The sequence below is a fragment of the Janthinobacterium sp. 344 genome (assembly GCF_900112025.1).
In the GTDB taxonomy this organism is placed as follows: Bacteria; Pseudomonadota; Gammaproteobacteria; order Burkholderiales; family Burkholderiaceae_D; genus Janthinobacterium.
On sequence record NZ_FOKL01000005.1, the window covers coordinates 129,244 to 153,918 of the forward strand.

Genomic DNA, 24,675 nt, shown 5'->3' on the forward strand with positions numbered 1-24,675 from the left:
CATCGAATCTCCACATTTCTTTGACGGAACATCCACGCAAGGCTTTTATGCTGCGCCTATCTGTCGACCGGACCGCCGGTTGGGATCTGCCATAGAGAAAGACCATGCATCCGAGCCACTTCACCAAGAAAAACATGTTGATCGCCGCGGCGCTGCTCAGCCTTGCCGCCTGTTCCAAACCCGCGCCGGACGAGGCGGCCGCGCCGCCCGCCGCCGTCACGGTGCTCAAGCTGCAGGCGGCGCCCGTCGTCCTCAGCGATGAATTGCCGGGCCGGGTGGCCGCCTTCCGCACGGCCGACATCCGCCCGCAGGTGGGCGGCATCGTGCTGCGCCGCCAGTTCGAGCAGGGCGCCGACGTGACGGCGGGACAGAAGCTGTTCCAGCTCAACCCGGCGCCGTTCCAGGCGGACGTCGATTCGGCCGCCGCCGCCCTGCAGCATGCGGTGGCCACGGCGAACCGCGCCAGCAGCCAGGCGGACAGGCTGAAACCGCTGGTCGAGGCGGACGCCATCAGCCGCCAGGCATATGACGATGCCGTGGCCCAGCGCGAGCAGGCCGTGGCCACCGTGGCGCAGGCGCGCGCAAGCCTGGCCCGGCGCCGCCTGGACCTGGCCTTTGCCAGCATCGACGCGCCGATCGCCGGGCGCATCGGCTCCGAACTGGTGACGGAAGGCGCGCTGGTGGGCCTGGCCGATGCCACGCCGATGGCGCGCATCCAGCAGATCGACAAGGTGTATGTCGATGTGCGCCAGCCGGCCGCCGCGCTGGCCGCGCTGCGGGCCGCAGGTTCGGACGGTAACGGCGGCGCGGACAAGCTGCCCGTGACCATTTTAGGCGCCGATGGCCGGCCGCATCCCGTCACGGGGCGCATTTTATTCTCCGGCATCAGCATCGACGCGGGCACGGGCGACGCCACCATCCGCGTCCTGGTGGATAACCCGCAGCGCCAGCTCTTGCCGGGCATGTTCGTGCGCGCGCGCATCGCCCGCGCCGTGCAGGAAAACGGCGTGCTGCTGCCGCAGCAAGCCGTCTTGCGCGGCAGCGACGGCCAGGCGCAGGCCTGGGTGCTCGATGGCGCGCACAAAGCCAGCTTGAAACCGATCGCCGTGGGCGACGTCGTCAACCACCAGTACGTGGTCAGCGGCGGCCTGAAGGCGGGCGACACCGTCGTCATCGAAGGCCAGGAACGCCTGCAGCCCGGCGCCACCGCCGCGCCGCAGCCGTGGAAACCGGCCGTCGTGGCGGCCGCAGCTGCCGCCAAAGCGCATTGATGCGCCATTTGAATCCAATGAAAGTCTAACGACATGCCTCAATTTTTCATCAACCGCCCCGTCTTTGCGTGGGTGGTGGCGGTCTTCATCGTCCTGTTCGGACTGATCGCCATACCGCAATTGCCGATTGCGCGTTTTCCTTCCGTGGCGCCGCCCAGCGTCAGCATCAGCGCCAACTACCCTGGCGCCACGCCGCAAACCATGAACGATTCCGTGGTGGGCCTGATCGAGCGCGAACTGTCGGGCGTCAAGCACCTGCTGTATTTCGAGTCGTCCACCGATACCTCGGGTTCGGCCTCGATCACCGTCACCTTCCAGCCGGGCACGGACCCGGAAATGGCCCAGGTGGACGTGCAAAACCGCCTGAAGGCCATCGAGCCGCGCCTGCCGCAAGCCGTGCGGCAAAACGGCTTGACGGTGGAGTCGGCGTCGTCGGGCTTTTTGATGATCGTCAGTTTGATCTCCGAGAAGGGCCAGCACGACGAAGTGGCGCTGGGCGACTACCTGGCGCGCAACGTGACGGAAGAGCTGCGCCGCATTCCCGGCGTGGGCAAGGTGCAGCTGTTCGGTTCCGAGCGGGCCATGCGCATCTGGGTCGACCCGGCCAAGCTGGTGTCGTACAACATCGCCATGGGGGATATCACGGCTGCCGTGGCGCAGCAGAACGCGCAGATCGCGCCGGGCCGCCTGGGCGATTCGCCCGCCGTGCACGGCCAGCGCGTGACGATCCCGCTGACGGTGCAGGGCCAGCTGCAAACCCCGGCCGAATTTGCCGCCATCGTGCTGCGCGCGAATGCGGACGGCGCGAAAGTGACCATCGGCGATGTGGCGAAGGTGTCGCTGGGCGCGCAAAGCTTCAATTTCAGCATCCGCGAAAACGGGCAGCCCGCGTCGGGCGCCGCCATCATGCTGTCGCCCGGCGCCAACGCCGTGCAGACGGCGGCCGCCGTGCGCGCGCGCATGGCCGAACTGGCGCACACCATGCCGGCCGGGATCAAGTATTCGGTGCCGTTCGACACGGCGCCGTTCGTGAAGATCTCGATCGAGAAGGTGGTCGTCACCTTGCTGGAGGCGATGGTGCTGGTCTTCCTCGTCATGTATCTGTTCCTGCAAAAGATACGCTACACCCTGATTCCCGCCATCGTCGCGCCGATCGCCCTGATGGGCACATTTACCGTGATGCTGATGGCCGGCTATTCCGTCAACGTGCTGACCATGTTCGGCATGGTGCTGGCCATCGGCATCATCGTCGATGACGCCATCGTGGTGGTGGAAGCGGTCGAGCGGCTGATGGCGACCGAGGGCCTGTCGCCGAAGGAAGCGACCTCGAAAGCCATGCGCGAAATCACCGGTGCCGTGGTCGGCATCACCCTGGTGCTGACGGCCGTGTTCATCCCGATGGCGCTGGCCAGCGGCTCCGTGGGCGCCATCTACCGCCAGTTCACCTTGGCGATGGCCGTGTCGATTTTGTTCTCGGCCTTTTTGGCCTTGACCCTGACGCCGGCCCTGTGCGCCACGATGTTGAAGCCGATCGGCCCGCACGACCACGACAAGAAAGGCTTTTTCCTGTGGTTCGACCGCCAGTTTGAGCGCATGACGGCGCGCTACGAAAAGGGCGTGGTGGCGATGCTGAAACGCGCCGGGCGTTCCATGGTGCTGTACGGCGCCATCGTCGCGGCGCTGGGCGTGGCCTTCCTGCAGCTGCCATCGGCCTTTTTGCCGGAAGAAGACCAGGGCTATTTCATTACCTCGATCCAGCTGCCGTCCGACGCCACCATGGAGCGCACGCTCGATGTCGTCAAATTGTACGAACAGCACGTGGCCACGCGCCCCGGCATCGAAGTGAACCAGTCGATCCTCGGCTTTAGCTTTTCCGGCGCGGGACCGAACGCGGGCCTGGCCTTCACCATGCTGAAGGACTGGAAACAGCGCAACGGCGCCACGGCGCAGGAAGAAGTGGCGCTGGCGCAGGAAGCCATGGCGCAGGCGAAGGAGGGCGTGATCATGAGCCTGATGCCGCCCGCCATCGATGAACTGGGCAACTCGTCCGGCTTTTCCCTGCGCCTGCAAGACCGCGCCAGCCAGGGCATCGCCGCCCTGCAGGCGGCGCAGAACCAGCTGCTGGGCCTGGCCGCGCAAAGCAGCAAGGTGGCGGGCGTGTATCCGGACGGCTTGCCGCCCGGCGCCAGCGTGCGCCTCGATATCGACCGCACCAAGGCGGAAGCGCTGGGCGTGTCGTTCACGGCCATCGCCGACATGCTGACGGCGGCCATGGGGTCGACCTATGTCAACGATTTTCCGAATGCGGGCCGCATGCAGCAGGTGATCATCCAGGCCGATGCCCCTGCGCGCATGCAGCTCAACGACGTGCTGTCCCTGCGCATCCGCAACAGCGCGGGCGGCATGGTGGCCCTGGGCGAGCTGGTGCGCCCCGTATGGAGCGAGTCGCCGCTGCAGCTGGTGCGCTACCAGGGCTACCCGGCGGCGCGCATTTCCGGCAGCGCCGCGCCGGGCGTGTCCAGCGGCGACGCCATGCTGGAAATGGAGCGGCTCGTGAAGCAATTGCCACCCGGCTTCGCGCTGGCGTGGACGGGGCAGTCGCTGCAGGAGAAGGAATCGGCGTCGCAGGCGCCCATGCTGATGGCGCTGTCGATGCTGGTGGTCTTCCTCGTGCTGGCGGCCCTGTATGAAAGCTGGAGCATTCCCGTCTCCGTGATGCTGGTCGTGCCTTTGGGCTTATTGGGCGCCGTGCTGGCCGTGATGTTGCGCGGCATGCCGAACGATGTGTTCTTCAAGGTGGGCATGATCACCATCATCGGCCTGTCGGCGAAGAATGCCATTCTGATCGTCGAATATGCGCGCCAGCTGCAGGCGCAAGGGCGTGGGCTGGTCGAGGCGACGGTGGAAGCGGCGCGCCTGCGCCTGCGGCCGATCTTGATGACGTCATTGGCGTTCGCGCTGGGCGTGGTGCCGCTGATGCTGGCCACGGGCGCCAGCGCCGAGACGCAGCACGCGATCGGCACGGGCGTCTTCGGCGGCATGATCACCGCCACCGTGCTGGCCGTCTTTTTCGTGCCCGTGTTCTTTGTCGTGGTGCTGGGCGCCGCCGGCAGGCTGGGCACGTACTTCAACAAACGCAGTGATCGCATCGCCGTCAAGGCGGTGGAAGGAGAGTTGTAATGCGTTTCTTTTTTCTGACGCCCCTGGCCGCGCTGGCCTTGTCGGCGTGTTCCCTGACGCCGCCGCTGGTCAAGCCGGCGGCACCGATACCGGCCAGCTATGCAGAATCTGCTGCGCCAGCCGCGGCCGACACCGCGGCCGACCTGGGCTGGCGCCAGATGCTGCTCGATGCGCGCCTGCAGCGCCTGGTCGATATCGCGCTGGAAAACAACCGCGACTTGCGCGTGGCCTCGCTCAACGTGGAAGCCGTGCGGGCCCAGTACCAGATCCAGGATGCGGGCCGCTATCCTGCCGTCGGCGCGAATGCGGGCGGCGTGCGCCAGCGCGGCGCCGATGCCACGGTTCAAAACACGTTCACGGCCGGCATCGCCATGAGCGCATTCGAGATCGACCTGTTCGGCCGCCTGCGCTCGCTGTCGGACGCCGCGTTTGCCCGCTACCTGGCCACGCAGCAGGGCCAGCGCGCCGCGCGCATGGCCCTGATCGGCGCCGTCGCCGACGCCTACCTGGAGCAGCGGCTGGCCGAGGAACAGCTGGCGCTGGCCCGGCAAACGCTGCTGGACTGGCGCCAGGCGCTGCTCCTGACGCAGCGCCTGCACGGCGCGCAGCAGGGCAGCGGCCTGGACGTGGCGCAAGCCGAAGGCCAGGCGGCCACGGCGGAAGCGGACGTGCAGGCGCGCGAACGGGCCAGTCTGCTTTCGCGCAACAACCTGGAATTGCTGCTCGGTGCGCCGCTGCCCATGGACTTGCCCGCCGGCCGGCCGCTCGACGGCCAGCCCGTGCTGACGCAGCTGCCGCCCGGCCTGCCGTCGGACTTGCTGGCGCGCCGGCCCGATATTTTGCAGGCCGAGTACGCGCTGGTGGCGGCGAATGCGGAAATCGGCGCCGCCCGCGCCGCCTTCTTCCCCCGCCTGTCGCTGACGGCGTCGCTGGGCCTGGCCAGCCCGGAGCTGGGCGACCTGTTCCGCGGCAGCGCGCGCAGCTGGTCGTTCGCGCCGCAAGTGACGCAGCCGCTGTTCCAGGGCGGCCAGCTGCGCGCGGAACTGCAGCTGTCGCGCCTGCGCAAGGACGTGGCCGTGCTGCAGTACGAGCACGCCATCCAGACGGCCTTCCGCGAGGTGCGCGACGGCCTGGCCGGCAGCGCCACGTTTGCGCAGCAGATCGATGCGCAGCAGCGCGTGGTGGCGGCGGCGCGGCAGCGCCAGCGCCTGTCGCAGCTGCGCTACGACGCGGGCCAGGACAGCCGCCTGGAACTGCTCGACGCGCAGCGCCAGTCGTATGCGGCGCAGCAAGCCCTGCTCGACGCGCGGCGCGACCAGTTCAAATCGGCCGTGGCCCTGTACCAGGCGCTGGGGGGCGGGCTCGCGGAGTGACCGCCTCTACCAGGGCAGCGCCACGGGCACGCTGTCGCGGTGCTTCGCCTGGTAGTGGGAACGCAGGAATTGCGCCAGGAAGGTGAATTCGTTGTAGCAATGCATGAGCAGGGCGCGGGCGAATGCCTCGGGGAAGAGGGCGGCGATCTCTTGCGGGCTGTGGCCGGCGGCCGGCAAGTCCTGGCCCATGTAGAAATGGCTGCGCAAGGTCATGCCCCAGGCCGTGTCGCGGCCCATGTGCAGCAGGCGCCCGCCGATGACGGCGCCGTCCGCCGTGCGGGGCGGCGCATAGCTCATGCCCACCCTGGCGCACACGGCGGCCGCAATGCGGCCCTCGGCCCGCGCCGCCTCGTATTCTTGCACGTCAAAGAATTCGCGCGGATCGCGGAACTGGATGGCCAGCTGTTCGGCCGGCATGCCGCTGAAAAATTCTTCCGCCAGGTGTATCGAGCCGACGTGCGTCCCGGCGCTGCCTTCGATCCAGCCGCTGGCCAGGTGGTCGACCGGGTGCCACATCAGGTAGCGTTCCGTGTCGGGCCGCGAGCGGAACCACCATTCAAACATCTCGCCAGTGCAATTTGGCAAGTCGGTGCGGCACGCCACGTGCAGCACGCCGCTGGGCAGCCGTTTGTAGCCCGTTTCCAGCGCCAGGGGAGCGGGGTGCAGCAGGGCGTGGACGTCGTTGAGATCCATGGTTTTACCTTTCAGTGCGGGTGGTGGAAACAGTCGCGGCGCCGGCGGTGCGGCGGCGCAGCAGCGGGGCGGCCGCCACGGCCGCGCCCAGCAGGGCCAGCGCGGCCGTGGCGGCAAACATCGTGGCGTGGCTGCCGGGCAGGCAGGTCATGAAGGAGGAGAGAAATTGCCCGCCGAAGACGGCCATCGACAGATAGGCGAGGTTGCGGTTGCGGCTGGGCAGGTGGCTGCGCTCGACCGTCATGTGCGTGCACAGCGGCACCGACAGGCCGAAGCCCATCCCCAGCGCCACGGCGCCGGCCAGCAGCGCGGGCAGCGCGGCGGCCCCCGCAAACAGCAGGTGTGCCAGCGCATAACAGGCGAAGGCGGCGCCCAGGGTGCCGTGTTCATGCAGGCGCCGGACCGCCTGGGGCATCAGCCAGGCGGCGGCCACGGCCACCAGCGACACGAAGGAAAGCAGATACCCGGCCCGGTCCTCGCTCCAGCCCAGCTGCTGCAGGCGCAGCGGTAAAACGATGATGGCGGCAAAGAACACCGTCATGGACAGCGCGGCCAGGCCGTACACCTTGCCGAGGGCGCGCGACGGTGCCGCCGGCTGGCCCGGCGCAGGCGCCTCGGCGCCATCCCCGGCCGGCCCGGGTGCCGGCACGCAGCGCCAGGCGCATGCCAGCAGCACCCACGAGGCCAGATACAGCAGGAAGGGATAGCGCCAGCCCGCCGTGGCCAGCAGGCCGCCCAGGGCGAGGAAGAGCACGCCACCCAGTTCGATCGTCATGCCTTGCCTGGCGATCATGCGCAGCCGCGCCTGGCCGCTGAACAAGGCCGAGATCAGCCCCGTGCCCGAGGCCATCACCAGCGCCGTCGGCGCGCCCAGCAGGAAACGGTTGGCGAACACGGCCAGGTGGCCATGCAAGAACATGCCCGAGACGCCCAGCAAGCCGTACAGGAACAGCCCCGCCAGCAGGCTGCGGCGCAGCCCCAGGCGCTGCATGAGCATGGCGGCGAAGGGGCCGGACAGCACCACGCCCAGCGAGGGCAGCGTGATGAGCCAGCTGGCGGCGTCGGCCACCCCGAGGCGCGCGGCGATGGACGGCAAGCCCGGGACCAGCACGCATCCCACCATGATGGTCAGGCTGGCAACGGATAGGAGCGTGCACGTGGCTGGCTTCGATATACTGCGGCTGGACATGCGCCTCCCTGGTGGTCGGATAAGTTAACCGTTTGGCGGAACAGTGTTCCGAATGATGGAACAATTATAGGGCCATGTACAATGCCGGTCAATGCCGTCACGGCAGCTATCGTCATGCACAATTGGGTAAAGAGATGAGTGAAGAAAACGAAGGCAATAGCGGCAAGCAAGTCATCGCGCGCGCGGCGGCGGTGCTGCGCGCGCTGGAAAACCAGACGGGCGGCCTGAGCCTGGCGCAGATCGCCAAGGGCGCGGACTTGCCGCGCACCACGGTGCACCGCATCGTCGCCGCGCTGGAAGCCCAGCAACTGGTCAGTTCCGGCGCCGGCGGGGTGAAGCTGGGGCCGGCCATCGCCCGCCTGGCGGCGTCGGCGCATACGGACGTGGTGGCGGTCCTGCGGCCGTATGCGGAAGCGTTGGGCCGGCGCACGCGCGAAACGGTGGACGTGTGCGTGTACCGCGGCCTGCATGCGGTGTCGGTGGACCAGTACTGTTCCGACCATGAACTGCGGGTCGTCTCGGCCGTGGGAACGGCCTACCCGATCCACTGCACCGCGCACGGCAAGGCCTTGCTGGCGCAGATGCCGGACGAGGCGCTGGCCCGGCTGTTCGGCGAACGCCTGGAAGCGCGCACGGGCCAGACCATCGCGGCGCTTGCGCAACTGCTGCCGCACCTGGCGCAGGTGCGGGCGCAGGGCTACGCCGTCGATATCGAAGAGCACGCGCCGGGCGTGTGCGGCATCGGCGTGGCCCTGGACACGGGCACGAGCGAGCGCTACGCGCTGTCGCTGGGCGTGCCGGCCCTGCGTTTCCACGCCCAGCGGGAACAGCTGCTGTCGGCGCTATTGCAGTGCAAGGCGGAAGTCGAAGCCGTGCTCGGTGTCAAACCGTAAACGTATGGATCGGGCGGTTGCGCGCCAGGCTCCAGCCCGTCGTGTGTCGGGCGCCGGGCTGGCCGTCGGCCTGCTGCACGCTGTAGCTCCAGAGGATTTCCGTAAAGTTCAGCTTGAACTGCTCGGTCGGCATGTCGTTGGGATGGGTTTGCAGCTGGATTTCGCTGATCAGGGCGTCGCGCAGGGCGATGGTGATGATGCTGGCCGTCTTGTCGCCCGAGTGGCGGGCGATGTGGAGTTTGGTCGGCTGCGCCGCGCCGCTGCCCAGCGGCTGGGCGCTCAGGCACAATTCATACAATTTCACCGAGATCGCATCGACATATTTGACGCAGGTAAATTCCGTGATCACGGGCCGCCCCGACGTGCGGGCCGCATTGCCGACGTCCGTCGTGACCTGTTGCTTCATGCCCTGATGCAATGACACGAGTTCGATGCAGCGGCCCATGTCCGGCAGCGCGCCGCCATCGCGCCAGGCGCTGTCGATCAGGCTGCCGCCGCTGTCCGCTCCCTTGCCGAACACGCATTCCCCGTTGCCGGGTTCGAGCAAAATCACATCCATGACGCCTTCCTCCGCGTGAGTATCAGCTGCCGCCGTGCGACAGACAGCCCTTGAGCCGGTGTGGCCTGGTCCAGCCGGCCTCACTGGCGTGGTCGACAAAACAGATGGTCAGCTGCGCAAAGCCTGGCGAGGTGAAGTACACGCTGGCCGTGGCGTCCTGGCGCTCGCGCGTGATGAACCATTGCGCATCGCCATGCGCGAGACCCCAGCTGGCTGCGCGGTGCACGAGCAGGTCGGCATTGCCGCGCTGCACGATGGCCACCCGCACGTCGGCCTCGCCCATGTTGTTGGTCTGATAGATGCGCGCCACTTTCCTGACTCCAATGTCAATCGTGCCTGCGACTATACACCGGATAAGTTGCTTAAAGACAATTGCAAACGGCGGCGTGCCCACTTTTTTTTGCGCCGCTGCATCCAAATGCGCGCATGGCGGGTAGTACCGGGGTGCGCTCGCCGCGACCGCGGCTTGGGCGGCACGTCCCTTCACTCACTTACCGGAGCCACGCTCATGTCCACGCTGCCATCCTTGCCCTTTTCCCGGCTGCTGCTCGTTTCCGCCGTCGCCATCGCCTTGTCCGCCTGCGGGGGCGGCGGCCACCGCGATGAGGCCGTCGTCACGCCAGCGCCGCCTCCCGTCGTCACGGGCGACGTGTTTGTGCTCACGGCCAGCAATCGACTGCTGTCGTTCGACCGCGCCGCGCCGGGCACCATCCGCAGCACGGTCGCCGTGACGGGCTTGCAGGCGGGGGAAAACCTGCTGGGCATCGATTTCCGGCCCGCCGATGGCCAGCTCTACGGCGTCGGCAGCACGGGCCGGCTCTACACCTTGAATGGCGGCACGGGCGTGGCCACCGTGAAAGCGAGCCTGGCGGCCGATGCGGCCGACACCACGGCACCCTACACGGCGCTGGCCGGGACGGCCTTTGGCGTCGATTTCAATCCCGTCGCCGACCGCCTGCGCATCGTCAGCAACACGGGGCAAAGCCTGCGCATCAATGCCGATACGGGCGCCACCACCACGGATGGCAGCATCAATGGCGGCGCAGGCAATACGGCCATCACGGCCGCCGCCTATACCAACAGTTTCGCGGGCACGGCCAGCACCACGTTGTTTGTGATCGATGCGGCCAATGCCACGCTGTACACGCAAAATCCGCCGAACAACGGCACCCTGGCCGGCGCCGTGCCGCTGGGCGTGGCGGCCACCAGCGTGGCCGGCTTCGACATCGACGCGCGCACGAATACGGGCTACGCCGTCATGACGGTGGCCGGCGTGCGCAATCTGTACACCCTGAACCTGGCGGCGGCCACGGCGCCGGCGACCCTGGTGGCGGCCATCGGCGTGACGGAAGAGCTGCGCGGCATCGCCTTGACGCCGCCGGCGGCGCCCGTCGCCTACGGCTTGACGGACGATGGCCGCATCGTCACCTTCAAGACGGCCACGCCGAACACGCTCGACGCCAACGTGGCCGTCACGGGCCTGGCGGCGGGCGAGCGCCTGCTGGGCTTTGACATCCGTCCCAAGGATGGTTTGCTGTACGGCATTTCCTCGGCGGCCCGCATCGTCACCATCGATCCGGCCACGGGCGCCGTCGCCGTCAAGGCGACGCTGGCGGCCGACGCGCTCGATACCAGCGCGCCGTACACGGCCATCGCCGGCACCGCCTTCGGCGTCGATTTCAACCCCGTCGCCGACCGCCTGCGCGTGATCGGCAACACGGGGCAAAGCCTGCGCATCAATGTCGACACGGGCGCCACCACCACCGATGGCGCCATCAACCGGGCGGGCGCGGCGCCGGCCGTGACGGCGGCCGCCTATACCAACAGCTTCGCGGGCGCGGCGGCGACCATGCTGTTCGATATCGACACGGCCAGCGCCAGTCTCGCGCTGCAGAATCCGCCGAATGACGGCACCCTGGCCACGGTGGGGGCGGGCGCGCTCGGCGTTGCCGTGGCGGGCGACGTGGGCTTCGATATCGCGGGCGGCGCCAACGGTCTGGCGCTGGCGGCCCTGCGCACGGCGGCCGGCGGCCCCAGCGCCCTGTACCGCATCGACCTGGCGACGGGCGCGGCGTTGCTGAGCGGCGGCGCGGCCACGCCGGCCGCCTCCGCCATCGGCAATGGGACGGTGGGCTTGACCGATATCGCCATCGCCCTGAAATAAGGCAGTGCCGCCGCGGCCTTTGCATTCATTCAATAATTCCAGTATTATGGAATTATTGTTGACATACACAGGCTGCGGCGCATGGTGCCCGCGACGCCGCATTGCACGGGACCCTCGCCGCATGCTGACCGCTTTCCTGATCTTTCTCGCCACACTCATCCTCGTCATCTGGCAGCCGCGCGGCCTGGGCATCGGCTGGAGCGCCGTCATCGGCGCCGGCGTGGCCTTGCTGGCGGGCGTGATCCACTGGGGCGACATCCCCGTCGTCTGGCATATCGTCTGGAACGCCACCGGCACCTTCATCGCCGTGATCATCATCAGCCTGCTGCTGGACGCGGCCGGCTTCTTCGAGTGGGCCGCCCTGCACGTGGCGCGCTGGGGCGGCGGCAGCGGGCGCAAGTTGTTTACCTTGCTGGTCTTGCTGGGCGCGCTGGTGTCCGCCGTGTTCGCCAACGACGGCGCCGCGCTGATCCTGACGCCCATCGTCATCGCCATGCTGCGGGCATTGAAATTTTCCGCCAGGGCCACCCTGGCCTACGTCATGGCGGCCGGCTTCATCGCCGACACGGCCAGCCTGCCGCTGGTGGTGTCGAACCTGGTCAATATCGTCTCTGCCGACTTTTTCAAGATCGGCTTTGCCGAATACGCGTCTGTGATGGCGCCCGTCAACGTGGTGGCCGTGCTGGCGACCCTGGCGGCCTTGCTGCTCTTTTTCCGCAAGGATATCCCGCGCGACTATGAAGTGACGCAGCTGAAACGCCCGGGCGCCGCCATCCGCGACGTGGCCACCTTCCGCGCCGGCTGGCTGGTGCTGGCGCTGCTGCTGGTGGGATTTTTCTCGCAAGAAAGCTTGGGCGTGCCCATCAGCCTGATCGCCGCCGTGGGCGCCGCGCTGCTGCTGGGGGTGGCGGGCAGGGGCCACGTGATTTCCACGCGCCACGTGATCCGCCATGCGCCCTGGCACATCGTCGTCTTTTCGCTGGGCATGTACCTGGTCGTGTACGGCTTGCGCAATGCGGGCTTGACGGCCTATCTGACGGGCATGCTGAACCACTTCGCGCAATACGGCGTGTGGGGCGCGGCCATGGGCACGGGCGTGCTGACGGCCTTGCTGTCGTCCGTGATGAACAACCTGCCCACGGTGCTGGTGGGCGCGCTGGCCATCGACCCGACGACGGCGCAGGGGGCCGTGCGCGAGGCGATGATCTACGCCAACGTCATCGGCAGCGACCTGGGGCCGAAGATCACGCCCATCGGCAGCCTGGCCACCTTGCTGTGGCTGCATGTGCTCGACAGCAAGGATATCCATATTTCCTGGGGCTACTATTTCCGTGTCGGCATCGTGCTCACCGTGCCCGTGCTGCTGGCCACGCTGGCGGCGCTGGCGCTGCGCCTGTCCTGAGTGGCGTGTATTTGCGTGTATCGTAGTGGCTGACCGCAACTTGAACTGGAAAACCATGAAACTACTTCTCGTCGGCGCCACCGGCCTGGTGGGCCGCCATGTGCTGGCGCTGGCCTTGGCCGACGCGCGCGTCAGCGGCGTCGTTGCCCCCGCGCGCAGGGCCTTGCCCGCACATGCCAAGCTGGATGCGCCCCTCGTCGATTTCGACCAGCTGCCGCAGGAGGCGCCATGGTGGCGGGCCGATGCCGTCATTTGCACGCTGGGCACGACCATGAAGGTGGCCGGCACGCGGCAGGTGTTCAGGCGGATCGACCACGATTATCCGCTGGACGTGGCGCGCCTGGCGCTGGCGGCCGGCACGCCCGCGTATGTGCTCAATTCCGCCGCGGGCGCCAATCCGTCCTCGCGCATCTTCTATAACCGGGTCAAGGGCGAGCTGGAACGCGACCTGGCGGCGCTGGGCTTTGCCTCGCTCACGCACGTGCGTCCGGGCCTGATCGGCGGCGAACGCGACGCGGCGCGGGCGGGCGAGGGCGCCGCGCTGCGCGTCCTGCGCGTGTTGGGTCCCGTGCTGCCGGCGCGCTGGCGCATCAATCCGGCGCCGCGCATTGCCGCCGCGTTGCTGGAATCGGCGATCCGGGCCGTACCCGGCGTGCACGTGGTGACGTCGGCGCAGCTGGCATGACATCGCCGCGCGCCCGCAAGCCACTCTTGTCTGAAGGAATATCCATGCCGCGCCATATCGCCGCCGTCCCGCTGGAAAAGGCCTACCGCCTGCTCAATCACGGTCCCTCCATCCTCGTCTCGGCCCGCCATGCGGGCGTGGACAACGTGATGGCCGCCGCCTGGGCCTGCGCCCTCGACTTCGCGCCGCCCAAGCTCACGGTGGTGTTGGACAAGGCCACGCGCACGCGCGCGCTGGTCGAAGGCAGCGGCACCTTCGTCATCCAGGTGCCGACGGCGGCGCAGCTGCAGCTGACGCATGCCGTGGGCACGCACAGCCTCGACGCGCAGCCCGATAAACTCGCGCGCGCCGGCGTGCGGCTGTTTCGGATGGCAGGGGTGGACTTGCCGTTTGTGGCGGGGTGTTCCGCCTGGCTGGCCTGCCGGCTGCTGCCCGAGCCGCATAACCAGCAGGCGTATGACCTGTTCATCGGCGAGGTGACGGGCGCCTGGGCCGACACGCGCGTGTTCCGCGACGGGCACTGGCATTTCGAGGATGCCGATCCATCCTGGCGCAGCCTGCACTACATCGCCGGCGGGCGTTTTTATGCGATCGGCGAGGCGCTCGACGCGGATACGTGATCAGTCGAGGGCGATGACCCGGTCGTCCGCGCCCGGCATGCAGCCGTCGGCGACGGGTTCCCAGCCCCGGTGCACCACCACCCGCTTGCCGTCGTGGCAGATTTCCACGCGCTCGCTGGCGGGCAGGCGCTGGCGCGCGAATGCTTCCAGGCTGGCCGGCAGGCTCACTTCCAGCCGCATCGAGCGTATCGCCTCGGGCGGATGGTCGTCCATGTGCACGAGGGGCACGAAGATGGAGCCGAGCATCAGCCAGCGCGCGCCCACGTCGACGGGCGCGGGCGCATAGGGCGCGGCGCGCAGCCAGTCCTGCGCGCGGGCGCGCAGGTCGGCGCCGTCCGCCAGCTCGCCCCATGCGGCGGCCATCAATTCCACCACCCACTGGTTGCAGTTCTGGTATTTCAAATCGAAGGCATACGCGTTGGCGCTGTAGCGGCCCGCCAGCAGGTGCTGCACGCGCGCCGGGTCGAGCAGGGCGCGGCGCAGCGGCGGCGTGCTTTCCGCCGGCAGCTTCACCAGCGAGATATAGCCGAGCGCGGGATTGTCCGTGCCCATGACGAAACCGGCCGTGCCCTGGTCGAAGATGCGCGGGCGGCCTTCGTCGCAGGCGTAGTACAACTGGCGCGCGGACCAGGCACCGTCATCGTGGCGCCAGGCCAGGGCCGCATGCGAATAGCGGATGCCGAAGCGCGCCAGGTCCAGGCCCGAGCGGCTGATCAGGGCCACGCCGCCTTCGCTGGCGGCCAGCTCGTCGCGCACGACGGCGGCAAAGCGCAGCAAACGGTCCTGTTCCGCGGCCGTGAGTTCCTGCCCGCGGTCGCAAAAGCGCGAGGAGGCCAGCGACGTGCCCGCGTGGGCGGCGCCAGCCAGCGCCAGGGCGGCGCAGCCGGCCAGCAGCCGCGAGGTCCAGCGTGGGGTGAAGCGAGGAATCAAAGACTGACGGGACGCGTGGCCAGTTCGCCGTACCAGTCGTCTGCCAGCACGAGGAAGAAGGCGGCGCGCGTGTCGTTGCGCGAAAACTCGATGCCGTAGGCGCGGTTTTGCGCGTGCACCATGTCGCCTTGCGCCAGCTGCTGCTTGTCCAGCGCCGCCTGCGGCAGGTCCAGCACGACGGGCGCCTGCGCGGCATCGGCCTGCAGGGTCAGGCGCGTCATGCCGTCGCGGCCCGGCAAGGTCGCCACGTCGATGATGCGGTAAGGGCCGTTGGCCACCTTGTTGTCGCGCGAGGAGCTGTTGCTCGATCCCTTGAGCGAATCGGAAATGCTGCCGCTCGACTGGGAACCGGCGCTGGAGGCCGAGGAAACGAAGCTGTCGGCGCTGGCGTTGCACGCGACGGTCAGGGCTGCGGCCAGGCCGAGCATGCGTAGGGAGGTAGTCAAGGCAGTTTTCCAGTGTACTGATGGGGCGATGGCGCATGCATGTAAAAAGCGCAAGCCGGGTCCATCCCGGCCTGCGCCATCATAGCAGATGGCCAGTCAGCTGAGGAGTACCGCGATCAGGCCCTTCGCCTCGGCCGACGGCTGCTCGCGCAGCGCCTGCAGCACGGGATCGGTGTCCAGGTAGGTGCGCAGCGCCGCACTGACGGTGACGGGCGCCTGCGGCAGGGGCGAAGGCACGGGCGCCAGCGCCTTGGCCAGCAGCAGCGTGTCGCGCAAGCCGACGGGCGGCAGCATGATGGTCGAGCCGGGCAAGGCATTGACGGCGTCGGCCACGGATGGCGGCACGCCCAGCTGCTGCAGCAGGGCGCGGCCGATGACTTCCAGCGTGGACGCCATCTGCGCCTCCAGCTGCGCGTACAGGCCCGGCGTGCGGTCGGCCTGCGCCAGCAGATAGACGCCGGCCACCTCGTGCACGATGCCGGCGAACAGGGCGGTATCGGCGTCCGTGTGCGTGACGGCGCGGGCGATCTCATGCGACAGCGCGGCCACGTGCACGGTGTGCGCCCACAGCTGGCTGGCGCGGGCGCGCAGGTCGGCATCCTTGATGCCTGCGTTGAGCTGCCGGATGACGGCCGCCGTGGCCAGCGCATACAGGTTGCGGTGCCCGAGGCGCTCGACGGCCGCGCGCACGCTGGTGATGGCGGGCGCCAGTCCCGGCGCGAACAGCGCCGAGTTGGCCAGCGCCACGGCGCGCGCCGAGAGCGTGGGCTCGCACAGCAGCAGGCGGCTGATGTCGGCCGAATGGCAATCGGGATTGGCCAGTTCCTTTTGCAGGAGCAGCGCCGTGTTGACGCTGGTGGGGAAGGCCAGGGTTTCCGTTTCGGCGCTGGCCAGGAGTTGCGCCAGGCTGCTGAGGTTGTTGACGTGCATGGATGGGGGCCGGGAAGTCGCGATGCCCGATATTATCAGGCAATTGCCGCTTGCATGGCGTTCGCATGCCGAAGCGGCCATGCGCGGCATGGCGGTATGCCGGGTTCCTGCCGCTTATGGCAACAGCAGCGCATGCTGGCTGGCCGTGTGGAAATCGCGCCAGACGCGGTTGATGGCCGTGTCTTCGCGGGCCGCGTACAGGCCGCAATACGGATACAGGCCATCGACGGCGGCGCGGCAGGCGGCGACCAAATCCAGCGAACTGGCCTGCACGGCCTGCATGGCGTGCTCGTCGAGCGCCGCGCCGGCGGCCACCTGCGCCCAGCTGTCATCGAGCACGGCGTAGAAGCGGGCGCGGGCGGCGGAAAATGCGTTTTTCCTGTCTTGCAGCATGGCGGCCACTTGCGGCACGTCCAGCAGGGGCAGACCGGCGCGCGCATGGCGCCGGTGGCGCATGCACTCTTCGGCCAGCGCGATGAAATGGCCGGCCATGCCGGCCACGTTGGCGGCCAGGGTGACATACGCCAGTGAATAGAAGGGGTAGCGGTACAGGGGGCCGCCGGCCGTCGCGGTGCCGGGACTGATGGTAAAACCGTGTTCCTTGCCCAGCCACTGGCCATCGATGCGGTAGCTGTGCGAGGCGCTGGCGCGCATGCCCAGGCTGTTCCACGAGGGCACCAGCTGCACCAGCGCGGCCGGCACCAGGAAGGCGCGGATGCGCGGCTGGCCGTTCTCGTCGAGCAGGGGCTGGCCAGCGCGCCGCAGGCGGGCGTTCAGGGTGAAGTGCGTGGCCATCGGCGCGCCGCTGGCGTAATCCCAGCTGCCCGTGAGGCGGTAGCCGTCGCCTTCCTCGTCCGCATGGCCGGTGGCCGCGCCGCTGCCGCCCAGGCAGGCGCGCGGCGTGCCGATGATGCTGCGCGCCAGCCCGGGTTCGAGGAACCCCGCGAACCAGCCGGCGCCCGCGCACAGGGTCAGCACCCAGCCCATGCTGCCGTCGATGGCTGCCACGGCCTCTTCCAGGCGCACCACCTGCGGCAGGGGCAGTTCCGCGCCGCCCGCGCTGCGCGGCGCCAGCATGGTCAGCCAGCCGCGCCGGTGCAGCAGGGCCTGCTGGGCCGGATGCAGGAAGCGGGCGGCATCGGCCGCCGGCGCATGGCGCGCGATGCGCCGGGCGTCGCGCCCGGAAAGGGTGGCAAGGGTAGCGAGGGCAGCGTGCGGCATGAGTAAAGTCCGGCAATGGCGAAGGCGGGCATTTTCGCACAGAGCGGGACCTTGCCGGCACTAGCCGGGCTAGCTGAGCTGCTTGAAATACGTAAACTGCATGTTTTCCTCGTCCATCAGCGCGAAATACGCGCGGCACAGGGGAATTTCCATGACTTGCCGCGCCGCCAGGTCGGCCGCGGCGTGGTCTTGCCAGGTGATCACGTCGGCATACCGGCCATCGTCCGTGGCGCCGAACTGGCGCGCGATAAAGCCCGGCATGGCGGCGAAGACGGGCGTGATGGCCAGCGCCGCCGCCTGCAGGCGGGCCGGGTCCACGCCATCCCTGGCGGGGAAGATGACGACTTCCATGATGTGCGGCATGTTGTTGCTCCTTTTCTATGCTGTGCTGACGCCAACGCTGCAGCCTGTGTGCAAGCCTGGGGTGGTGGCCAGGTCCACGCTCAATTGTGCCAGCGCATTGAGCGGGACGTCGTGCCCGATGAACGGCTGGCCCTTCTGCGTGAGCTGGTAGCGCTCGCCTTTCTGGTGCGTAAACCAGCCCGGGCGCAAAATCGTGTAATCGAGCCCGGAAGCTTCCACGATGGCGGCCGCATCGCGGTACGGATCGAGCACGCTGCGATAGGGTTCGCCCGGCACTTCGCCATGGATGCCCATCGAGCTGACAAAGATCAGGCGACGCACGCCCGCCGCCCGCATGGCCGCGACGATGGCCGTGGCCATGCGCGGCAAGTCGCCCGACAGGCTGGCGTACACCACATCGACGCCCTGCATGGCCGCTTGCAGGGCGGCCACATCGGTGGCGTCGCCTTCCAGCATGCGCACGCGGGCCGGAGCGGGATTCGGCAGGCGGTGCGCGCGGCGCAGGAATAGGCTCAGCCGGGCATCCGTGGCGGCCAGCAGGCGGGCCGTCGCGTGGCGCGCCAGCTGGCCGTTGGCGCCGATGAGCAGGATATGCGTCATGCTGCCACCTTTCCGTCCAGCAAGGCCATGTGTTCCGGCGGCAGGCGCTGGCCCAGCACGGCCAGCTGCGCAAAGGCACCGTCGATCTGCGCCAGGTCGTCCGTGCTCAAGTGCACGCCGGCGGCGCCCAGGTTTTCGTCGAGGTGGGCGATGGCGTTCATGCCCGGAATCGGCACGATGAAGGGCTTGCGGGCCAGCAGCCAGGCCAGCGCCATCTGCGCCGGCGTGGCGTTCTTGTGCGCGCCGAGATGGCGCAGCATGTCGACCACGGCCATGTTGGCACGCATGGCTTCCGGCGTGAAACGGGGGAAGGTGGCGCGCAAGTCGGTGGCGCTGTCGAAGGTGGTATCGGCTTTCAGCGTGCCGGTGAGAAACCCCGTGCCCAGCGGCCCCCAAGGTACGAAGCCGATGCCCAGCTCTTCGCACACGGGCAGCACCTCGGTTTCCGGTTCGCGCGTCCACACCGAGTATTCATTTTGCAGCACGGACACGGGCTGCACGGCATGCGCGCGGCGCACGGTGGCCGCGCTGGCTTCGGACAGGCCGAAGTGGCGGACCTTGCCGGCGCGGATCAAGTCCTGCACGGCGCCCGCCACGTCCTCGATGGGCACGTTCGGGTCGACGCGGTGCTGGTAAAAGACGTCGATGTAATCCGTGCCCAGGCGCTGCAGCGATGCCTCGGCCACGGCGCGGATGTGTTCGGGACGGCTGTCGAGGCCGGCGATGGCGCCGTCGCGGATGTCGAAGCCGAACTTGCTGGCGATGACGACTTGCCCGCGCATGGGCGCCAGCGCCTCGCCCACCAGCACTTCATTCGTGTAGGGGCCGTAGGCTTCGGCCGTGTCAAAAAACGTCACGCCCCGCGCGAAGGCGGCGCGGATGATTTCGATGCCTTGCCGCTTGTCGGCAGCCGGCCCCAGGCCGAAGCTCAGGCCCATGCAGCCCAGGCCGATGGCCGATACCTGCAAACCGCTGTTACCCAATTGACGCTGTTGCATATGTCCTCCTGTGAGATTGCGATGAACGATCAGAAAACTGGCGCCATGCGCCGAGTTCCTGTAGTGTAGGAGTCGTCGTATGATTCAACAATCCGCAAAAATCTGTATGTACTAGTGAGGAAATTTCACCAATGTTGCGTGCCGGCCTGTCCGAACTGACCGCTTTCATCGCCATTGCCGATGCCGGCACCTTCCGCGCGGCGGCGCGCGCGCTGGGCGTGTCGCCGTCGGCCTTGAGCCACGCCATGCGCAGCATGGAAGCGCGCCTGGAAGTGCGCCTGTTCAACCGCACCACGCGTTCCGTGGCGCTGACGGAAGAGGGCCAGCGCCTGCTGCAGCGCGTGCGTCCGGCCATGGCCGACCTGGAACAGGCGGTCAACGAGGCGGCCGCCGCGCGCGGCAAGCCGTCCGGTTCGGTGCGCATCAATTGCTCGGAGGCGGGCGCCATTCCCCTGATCCGCCACGTGCTGCCCGCCTTTGTCGAGCGCTACCCCGATATCCGCGTGGAATTCGTCGTCGACACGCGACTCGTCGATATCGTTGCCGACGGCTATGACGCGGGCATCCGCGTGCATGAAGCCGTGCCGCGCGACATGATCGCCGTCCGGTTCGGTCCCGACATGCGTTTTGCCGCCATCGCTTCGCCCGCCTACCTGCAGGGCCGCCAGCCACCGCGCGCGCCGGATGACCTGGCGCAGCACCGCTGTATCGGGTTTCGTTTTGAAAGCGGTGCCCTGTACCGCTGGGACCTGCAGCAGCATGGCCGCAGCGCCAGCATCGCCGTCGACGGGCCGCTGACCCTGGGCAATTTGAACTTGATGGTGGAAGCGGCGCTGGCCGGCATCGGCATCGCCTGGGTGCCGGAAAATGAAGTGGCGGAGCACCTGGCGGCGGGCCGCCTCGTGCATTTATTGCAGGACTGGAGCCAGCCCTTCGACGGGCTGTGCCTGTACTACCCGGCAAATCGCCATGCACCCACGGCGCTGTCGCTGTTTGCGCAGGCCGTGCGGGAGTGGGCGGGGCGCTGAGGGCGGATGCCCCGCTCGTCGCGCCGCCGCGCGGCGGCCTGGCCTTTGCTGGTGGCCATCGCCATGGCCATCAGCCTGCTGCTGATGCTGCTGATGCCGCGGCGGCTGTCCCGGCCAGGCGTGTCCGTGCCGGGCCGGCTGGGTGACAGCCACGATTACGTGAAGCTGGCCCTGTATCCGGCCGCCCGCGCGCGGCCCGACCTGCTGATCATGCGCCTCGACGAACCGCTGTTCTTTGTCGATGCCGAGCGCAGCCTGCACCTGGCGCGCGGCCAGCAAGCCCGCTATTTGCCGGGCTGGACGGGAATCGTGCCCGCCGCCTGAAGCCTGCCTGTCCTGCGCTGCGCGATCATCGCTTTCCCGTGCTGCGCCGCACGATGGCGGGCGGCGGCTTTCGCGGGTACAGTGCAAGCTGGTCATCAGGTTTCTTCCTTGAAAGCGTATCGTCCATGAGCAATCGCCCGTCCCGTCTTCCCGATCCGCAATTCGCGGAGAAAGTCCGCGCCAGCTTCGAGCTGCAACACGCCATGACCCTGATCCGGGCCAGCCTGCCCGTGGTGGCGCATGGCGGCACGGAAATCCACGTGCCGCACTGGCGCGGCATCGAGCAGCAGCACGGCTTCGTGCATGGCGGCGTGGTGGGCATGATCGCGGACTCGGCCGCCGGTTACGCGGCCATGACCATGGTGCCGGACGGCGCGTCCGTGCTGACGGTGGAATACAAGATGAATTTGCTGGCGCCCGCCGATGGCGAAAAACTGATTGCGCGCGGCAAGGTGGTGCGGCCGGGCCGCACCCTGATCGTCACGCAGGCGGAAGTGTTCGCCGTGCGCGATGGCGTGGAAACCCTGTGCGCGCTGATGCAGCAAACCATCATGGTGATGCACGGCAAGTCCGAAAAGACGTGAGCCGTGCACCGCGCCACGGCGTTCAGGCCGCCTTGGCCAGGCCTTCCGCCGCCAGCGCCGCCCTGACGCTGTCGCGCTGCGCCACTCTTGCCAGGAAGGCTAGCACGTTCGCCAGCGCGGACAGGTCGAGGCCCACGTTTGGCGCCCAGTTCGTCACGGCGAACAGGTAGGCGTCGGCCACGGTGAATTGCTCGCCCGTCAGGTAGGCCTGGCCTTCCAGGCGGCTGTTGACCCACGCGTATTTCTTGCCCAGCTGTTGCACGTGCAGGGCCTTGGTGGCCGCATCGAAGCGGGGATCGAACAGGGGGCTGAACGACTTGTGCAGTTCGGAGGTGATGTAGTTCTGCCATTCCAGCACCTTGTAGCGGACCAGGCTGCCCACCGGCGGCAATAAATCCTGCCTGCCCGCCCGTTCGGCGATGTACTGGGCGATGACGGGGCCTTCGCTCAAGGTGGTGCCATCGTCGAGCGCCAGCAGGGGCACTTGTCCCTTCGGGTTGAGTTCATAGTAATTGTCGCCCTCCGGCGTGCGGTGCTGGCCCAGGTCCACCTTCACGAGGGTGAAGGCTGCCCCCGTTTCGCGCAGGAGGATGTGCGGTGCCTGCGAGCAGGCACCCGGCGAGTAGAACAGTTTCATGGCGATCCTTGAACAGGTGGGAAAGAGGCCACTATAGCCCTGTGCCGCCGCACGGTAAATACGTGTTCGCCTGACGCGCGTGCATGCCGGTCCAAGCATTGCGCCGGCGCAAACGCCTGGCGTTGCCGGCAGCGGGGATGGAAAAGCCATGCGTGCGCTGAGGCGGCCAGGCACCGTGCTAATGTGTTGAAAGGCAACTTAATTTTTAGAAACTCCAGGCCCGGCGCCCGGACACCACATGGGGGAAGACGCATGCCATCCCGACGACATTTCCTGGCCGCCAGCACCGCTACCCTGGTGACGCTGGGTGCGCCCGCGCTGGCGCAGGGCGGGGCGGCGCGCATGCGCAGCGTCACCGCCATCACGCAAGTGTTTGGCGATGGCATCCGCCTGACGGCCGCCGCCATCGAATACACGGTGGCCATCGACGGCGCGAAGCTGCAAGGCTCGGCATTCCAGGTGGCGGGCCGCCGCATCACGGACGCCTATACCAGCACGGCGGCCGATCCGGCGCAGCGGGCGCAAGCGGGGCGCTTTGTCATCCTGGCGCTGTCGCCCGAGGATGCGGACGCCATCCTCGCCGAGCACGTCCAGCCGCAGCGCGGCGCGGACTCCCAGGCGGCGGACGCCGGCGGGCCGGGGCCGCTGGGCGGGCCGCCCGTCGGCGGTTCGGACACGGTGTACCGCAGCGCCAGCGTGCAGGTGGCCCAGGTGGCCCCCGTTCTCGCCAGCGATGGCAGCATCATCTTGCCTGATGGTAAAACGCTGACCAGCAGCGCCGTGAAGAACCTGGTGGTGGACGACTTCAAGCAATTGGAATTCCACGACCCCGTCACCGGCGACACGCTGCGCTACAACCTGTTCATCCCGCGCGCTTACGCAGCGGGCAAGGCCTATCCGCTGGTGCTGTTCATGCATGACGCGGGCGCGACCAGCGAGAACACGCGCACCACCCTGCTTCAAGGGCGCGGCGCCGTCGTCTGGGCCAGCCCGGAAGACCAGGAAAAACGCCCGTGCTTCGTGCTGGCGCCGCAGTATGCGAGCCTGATCGCGAACGACAATTCCGAGACCACCAGCCTGCTCGACACCACCGTGCACCTGGTGCAGGCGCTGAGCCGGCAGTACGGGCTGGACACGCGGCGGCTGTACGCGACGGGCCAGTCGGGCGGCTGCATGCAGGCCATCGCCATGAATATCCGGTATCCGCAGCTGTTTGCCGCCTCCTACCTCGTCGCCGGCCAGTGGGACGCGGCGCTGGTCAAGCCGCTGGCGCGCAAGAAGCTGTGGATACTGGTGTCGCAGGACGACGCCAAGGCGTATCCGGGACAGAACGCCATCACGGCCGTGCTGGAGCAGGAGGGCGCGCGCATCGGCCGCGCCATCTGGGACGGCACCTGGACGCCGGCGCAGTTCCGCGCCGCCTACGACCGCCTGCACGCGGACGCGAACCAGATCAATTACGTGGCGCTGCGCAAGGGCACGGTAATACCGCCGGGCCAGTCGGCGGCGGGCGCCAGCGGCCACCGCAATACCTGGCGCATCGCCTATGACATCGCGCCCATCCGCGAATGGCTGTTCAGGCAGGTGGCGTAGCGGGGCTTGCCGCCGGCGCCGGGTAGCGCAGCGCGTCGAGCAGCACGGTAAACGCGGGCGACGGGTGGCGCCGGCTGGGGTAGTACAGCTTGTAGCCCGGGTAGCGGGGGCACCAGTCGTCCAGCACGCGGATAAGGCGGCCATCGGCCAGGTGCGGCGCGGCCACGTCTTCGGGCAAGCAGGCCAGGCCCAGGCCGTCGAGCGCCGAGTGCAGCCGCATGGCCAGGTTGTTGACAATCATCTGTCCCTCGACCCGCACCTTCAGCTCATGGCCGTCCCTGGCGAATTCCCAGGCGAACAGGCCGCCCAGGGTGGGCAGGCGCATGTTGATGCAATTGTGCGCCGTCAAGTCCTGCGGCGTGGCGGGCGGCGCCTGGCGGCGGAAATACGCGGGCGAAGCGACGATGGCCATGCGGAAATCCGGGCCGATGGGCATGGCGATCATGTCCTTGGCCACTTGCTCGCCCAGCCGCACGCCCGCGTCGCAACGGGCGGCGACGATGTCCGTCATGCCGTTGTCGACGACGACTTCGATGTTGATGTCAGGATAGTGCGGCAGCAGGCGCGCGATGGCCGGCTGCAAGATGGTCAGCGCAGCATGCTCGCCCGCGCTGATGCGGATGTTGCCAGCCGGCTTGTCGCGCCGTTCGCTGAGCAGGGCCAGCTCCGTTTCGATCTCGTCGAAGCGGGGCGCCACCGTGCGCAGCAGCTGCTCCCCCGCTTCCGTGGGCGAGACGCTGCGCGTGGTGCGCACCAGCAGGCGCAGGCCGAGCCGTTCTTCCAGCGCCCGCACGGTCTGGCTCAGCGCCGATTGCGACACGCCCAGCCTGGCCGCCGCCCGGGTAAAACTGCCTTCGCGTGCCACGGCGACGAAGGCCAGCAAGTCATTGAAATTGGTCTGCGCCATGCTCGGTTGCCTCTCTCATTCATTAGTCAGGCTAATAAGTTCATGCAGACTTTAGCATCTATTCATGGTAATGCGGAAGCCCTAC

25 protein-coding genes are annotated in these 24,675 nt (G+C 68.2%); 12 read left to right on the top strand and 13 right to left on the bottom strand.

From position 1 onward, the window contains the following. Positions 1-104: 104 nt before the first annotated feature. From BM193_RS15110 to BM193_RS15120, 3 genes are read left to right on the top strand one after another with little or no spacing between them, the layout of a single operon-like run. Positions 105-1,271, top strand: coding sequence for an efflux RND transporter periplasmic adaptor subunit (locus tag BM193_RS15110; protein ID WP_254786214.1), 1,167 nt, complete (start codon positions 105-107; stop codon positions 1,269-1,271). Positions 1,272-1,304: 33 nt separating this feature from the next. After that, complete coding sequence (locus BM193_RS15115) at positions 1,305-4,451, top strand: efflux RND transporter permease subunit (RefSeq protein ID WP_092797304.1); 3,147 nt, start codon at positions 1,305-1,307, stop codon at positions 4,449-4,451. Next, positions 4,451-5,824 (top strand): efflux transporter outer membrane subunit, encoded by a 1,374-nt coding sequence (locus BM193_RS15120; RefSeq protein WP_092797305.1) that lies wholly within the window; start codon positions 4,451-4,453, stop codon positions 5,822-5,824. Before BM193_RS15115 ends, BM193_RS15120 begins: the two co-directional genes overlap by 1 nt. A gap of 6 nt (positions 5,825-5,830) precedes the next feature. On the opposite strand, the gene BM193_RS15125 is transcribed toward BM193_RS15120, so the two are convergent. After that, a complete protein-coding gene (locus tag BM193_RS15125) occupies positions 5,831-6,517 on the bottom strand; it encodes a DAPG hydrolase family protein (protein ID WP_092797306.1) in 687 nt (228 codons plus the stop codon). A 4-nt stretch (positions 6,518-6,521) separates the two neighbouring features. Next, on the bottom strand, positions 6,522-7,706 hold the full coding sequence (locus BM193_RS15130; protein WP_092797307.1) for an MFS transporter: 1,185 nt from the start codon (positions 7,704-7,706) through the stop codon (positions 6,522-6,524). A gap of 134 nt (positions 7,707-7,840) precedes the next feature. On the opposite strand from BM193_RS15130, the gene BM193_RS15135 reads away from it, so the two are divergent. Next, the gene (locus BM193_RS15135; protein ID WP_092797308.1) at positions 7,841-8,599 is read left to right on the top strand and encodes an IclR family transcriptional regulator; all 759 of its coding nucleotides are present in this window, start codon (positions 7,841-7,843) and stop codon (positions 8,597-8,599) included. Here BM193_RS15135 and BM193_RS15140 read toward each other — a convergent pair. Together BM193_RS15140 and BM193_RS15145 are read right to left on the bottom strand one after the other, a co-directional pair. Next, complete coding sequence (locus BM193_RS15140; RefSeq protein ID WP_092797309.1) at positions 8,589-9,158, bottom strand: Hcp family type VI secretion system effector; 570 nt, start codon at positions 9,156-9,158, stop codon at positions 8,589-8,591. The two genes, BM193_RS15135 and BM193_RS15140, sit on opposite strands and share 11 nt — an antisense overlap. A 22-nt stretch (positions 9,159-9,180) precedes the next feature. Beyond that, positions 9,181-9,468, bottom strand: a complete 288-nt coding sequence (locus BM193_RS15145) for a 7(1) septoil knot domain-containing protein (protein ID WP_092797310.1) — start codon at positions 9,466-9,468, stop codon at positions 9,181-9,183. Between the two features lie 198 nt (positions 9,469-9,666). On the opposite strand from BM193_RS15145, the gene BM193_RS15150 reads away from it, so the two are divergent. The 4 genes from BM193_RS15150 (at position 9,667) to BM193_RS15165 (ending at position 14,029) form a co-directional block, all read left to right on the top strand. Then, entirely contained in the window at positions 9,667-11,322 is a 1,656-nt protein-coding gene (locus BM193_RS15150) for a DUF4394 domain-containing protein (RefSeq protein ID WP_254786216.1), read from the top strand. 121 nt (positions 11,323-11,443) lie between these two features. Next, complete coding sequence (locus tag BM193_RS15155; protein WP_092797311.1) at positions 11,444-12,724, top strand: arsenic transporter; 1,281 nt, start codon at positions 11,444-11,446, stop codon at positions 12,722-12,724. 55 nt (positions 12,725-12,779) lie between these two features. Then, positions 12,780-13,409 carry a Rossmann-fold NAD(P)-binding domain-containing protein gene (locus tag BM193_RS15160; RefSeq protein WP_092797312.1) on the top strand — a complete coding sequence of 210 codons (630 nt, stop codon included), beginning with the start codon at positions 12,780-12,782 and terminating at the stop codon, positions 13,407-13,409. A 44-nt stretch (positions 13,410-13,453) separates the two neighbouring features. Further along, a complete protein-coding gene (locus BM193_RS15165; RefSeq protein WP_092797313.1) occupies positions 13,454-14,029 on the top strand; it encodes a flavin reductase family protein in 576 nt (191 codons plus the stop codon). On the opposite strand, the gene BM193_RS15170 is transcribed toward BM193_RS15165, so the two are convergent. The 7 genes from BM193_RS15170 to BM193_RS15200 all read right to left on the bottom strand — a co-directional run bounded on the left by BM193_RS15170 (position 14,030) and on the right by BM193_RS15200 (position 19,517). Continuing rightward, complete coding sequence (locus tag BM193_RS15170) at positions 14,030-14,923, bottom strand: DUF2145 domain-containing protein (RefSeq protein ID WP_254786278.1); 894 nt, start codon at positions 14,921-14,923, stop codon at positions 14,030-14,032. It abuts the gene before it with no gap. A gap of 32 nt (positions 14,924-14,955) precedes the next feature. Next, the gene (locus tag BM193_RS15175) at positions 14,956-15,387 is read right to left on the bottom strand and encodes a hypothetical protein (RefSeq protein ID WP_092797314.1); all 432 of its coding nucleotides are present in this window, start codon (positions 15,385-15,387) and stop codon (positions 14,956-14,958) included. Positions 15,388-15,501: 114 nt separating this feature from the next. Continuing rightward, positions 15,502-16,335: an HDOD domain-containing protein gene (locus BM193_RS15180; RefSeq protein WP_254786218.1), complete on the bottom strand. Its 834-nt coding sequence runs from the start codon at positions 16,333-16,335 to the stop codon at positions 15,502-15,504. Positions 16,336-16,449: 114 nt separating this feature from the next. Next, positions 16,450-17,556: an acyl-CoA dehydrogenase family protein gene (locus tag BM193_RS15185; protein ID WP_092797315.1), complete on the bottom strand. Its 1,107-nt coding sequence runs from the start codon at positions 17,554-17,556 to the stop codon at positions 16,450-16,452. A gap of 69 nt (positions 17,557-17,625) precedes the next feature. Then, positions 17,626-17,919 (bottom strand): hypothetical protein, encoded by a 294-nt coding sequence (locus tag BM193_RS15190; protein WP_092797316.1) that lies wholly within the window; start codon positions 17,917-17,919, stop codon positions 17,626-17,628. A 15-nt stretch (positions 17,920-17,934) separates the two neighbouring features. Beyond that, complete coding sequence (locus BM193_RS15195) at positions 17,935-18,519, bottom strand: NAD(P)H-binding protein (protein WP_092797317.1); 585 nt, start codon at positions 18,517-18,519, stop codon at positions 17,935-17,937. Next, positions 18,516-19,517 carry an aldo/keto reductase gene (locus BM193_RS15200; protein WP_092797318.1) on the bottom strand — a complete coding sequence of 334 codons (1,002 nt, stop codon included), beginning with the start codon at positions 19,515-19,517 and terminating at the stop codon, positions 18,516-18,518. Before BM193_RS15200 ends, BM193_RS15195 begins: the two co-directional genes overlap by 4 nt. Positions 19,518-19,648: 131 nt before the next feature. Between BM193_RS15200 and BM193_RS15205 the strand changes: the two genes are divergently transcribed. The 3 genes from BM193_RS15205 (at position 19,649) to BM193_RS15215 (ending at position 21,453) form a co-directional block, all read left to right on the top strand. After that, on the top strand, positions 19,649-20,545 hold the full coding sequence (locus BM193_RS15205) for a LysR family transcriptional regulator (protein ID WP_092797319.1): 897 nt from the start codon (positions 19,649-19,651) through the stop codon (positions 20,543-20,545). Positions 20,546-20,551: 6 nt separating this feature from the next. Further along, positions 20,552-20,869 (top strand): hypothetical protein, encoded by a 318-nt coding sequence (locus BM193_RS15210; protein ID WP_092797320.1) that lies wholly within the window; start codon positions 20,552-20,554, stop codon positions 20,867-20,869. 125 nt (positions 20,870-20,994) lie between these two features. Next, positions 20,995-21,453, top strand: coding sequence for a PaaI family thioesterase (locus tag BM193_RS15215; protein ID WP_217638441.1), 459 nt, complete (start codon positions 20,995-20,997; stop codon positions 21,451-21,453). A gap of 22 nt (positions 21,454-21,475) precedes the next feature. Here BM193_RS15215 and gstA read toward each other — a convergent pair whose 3' ends face one another. Next, entirely contained in the window at positions 21,476-22,090 is a 615-nt protein-coding gene (gene gstA, locus BM193_RS15220) for a glutathione transferase GstA (protein WP_092797321.1), read from the bottom strand. Between the two features lie 252 nt (positions 22,091-22,342). Between gstA and BM193_RS15225 the strand changes: the two genes are divergently transcribed. Further along, a complete protein-coding gene (locus BM193_RS15225; protein WP_092797322.1) occupies positions 22,343-23,683 on the top strand; it encodes a PHB depolymerase family esterase in 1,341 nt (446 codons plus the stop codon). Here the strand turns inward: BM193_RS15225 and BM193_RS15230 are convergent. Continuing rightward, entirely contained in the window at positions 23,667-24,590 is a 924-nt protein-coding gene (locus BM193_RS15230) for a LysR family transcriptional regulator (RefSeq protein WP_092797323.1), read from the bottom strand. The two genes, BM193_RS15225 and BM193_RS15230, sit on opposite strands and share 17 nt — an antisense overlap. Between the last annotated feature and the right edge of the window lie 85 nt (positions 24,591-24,675).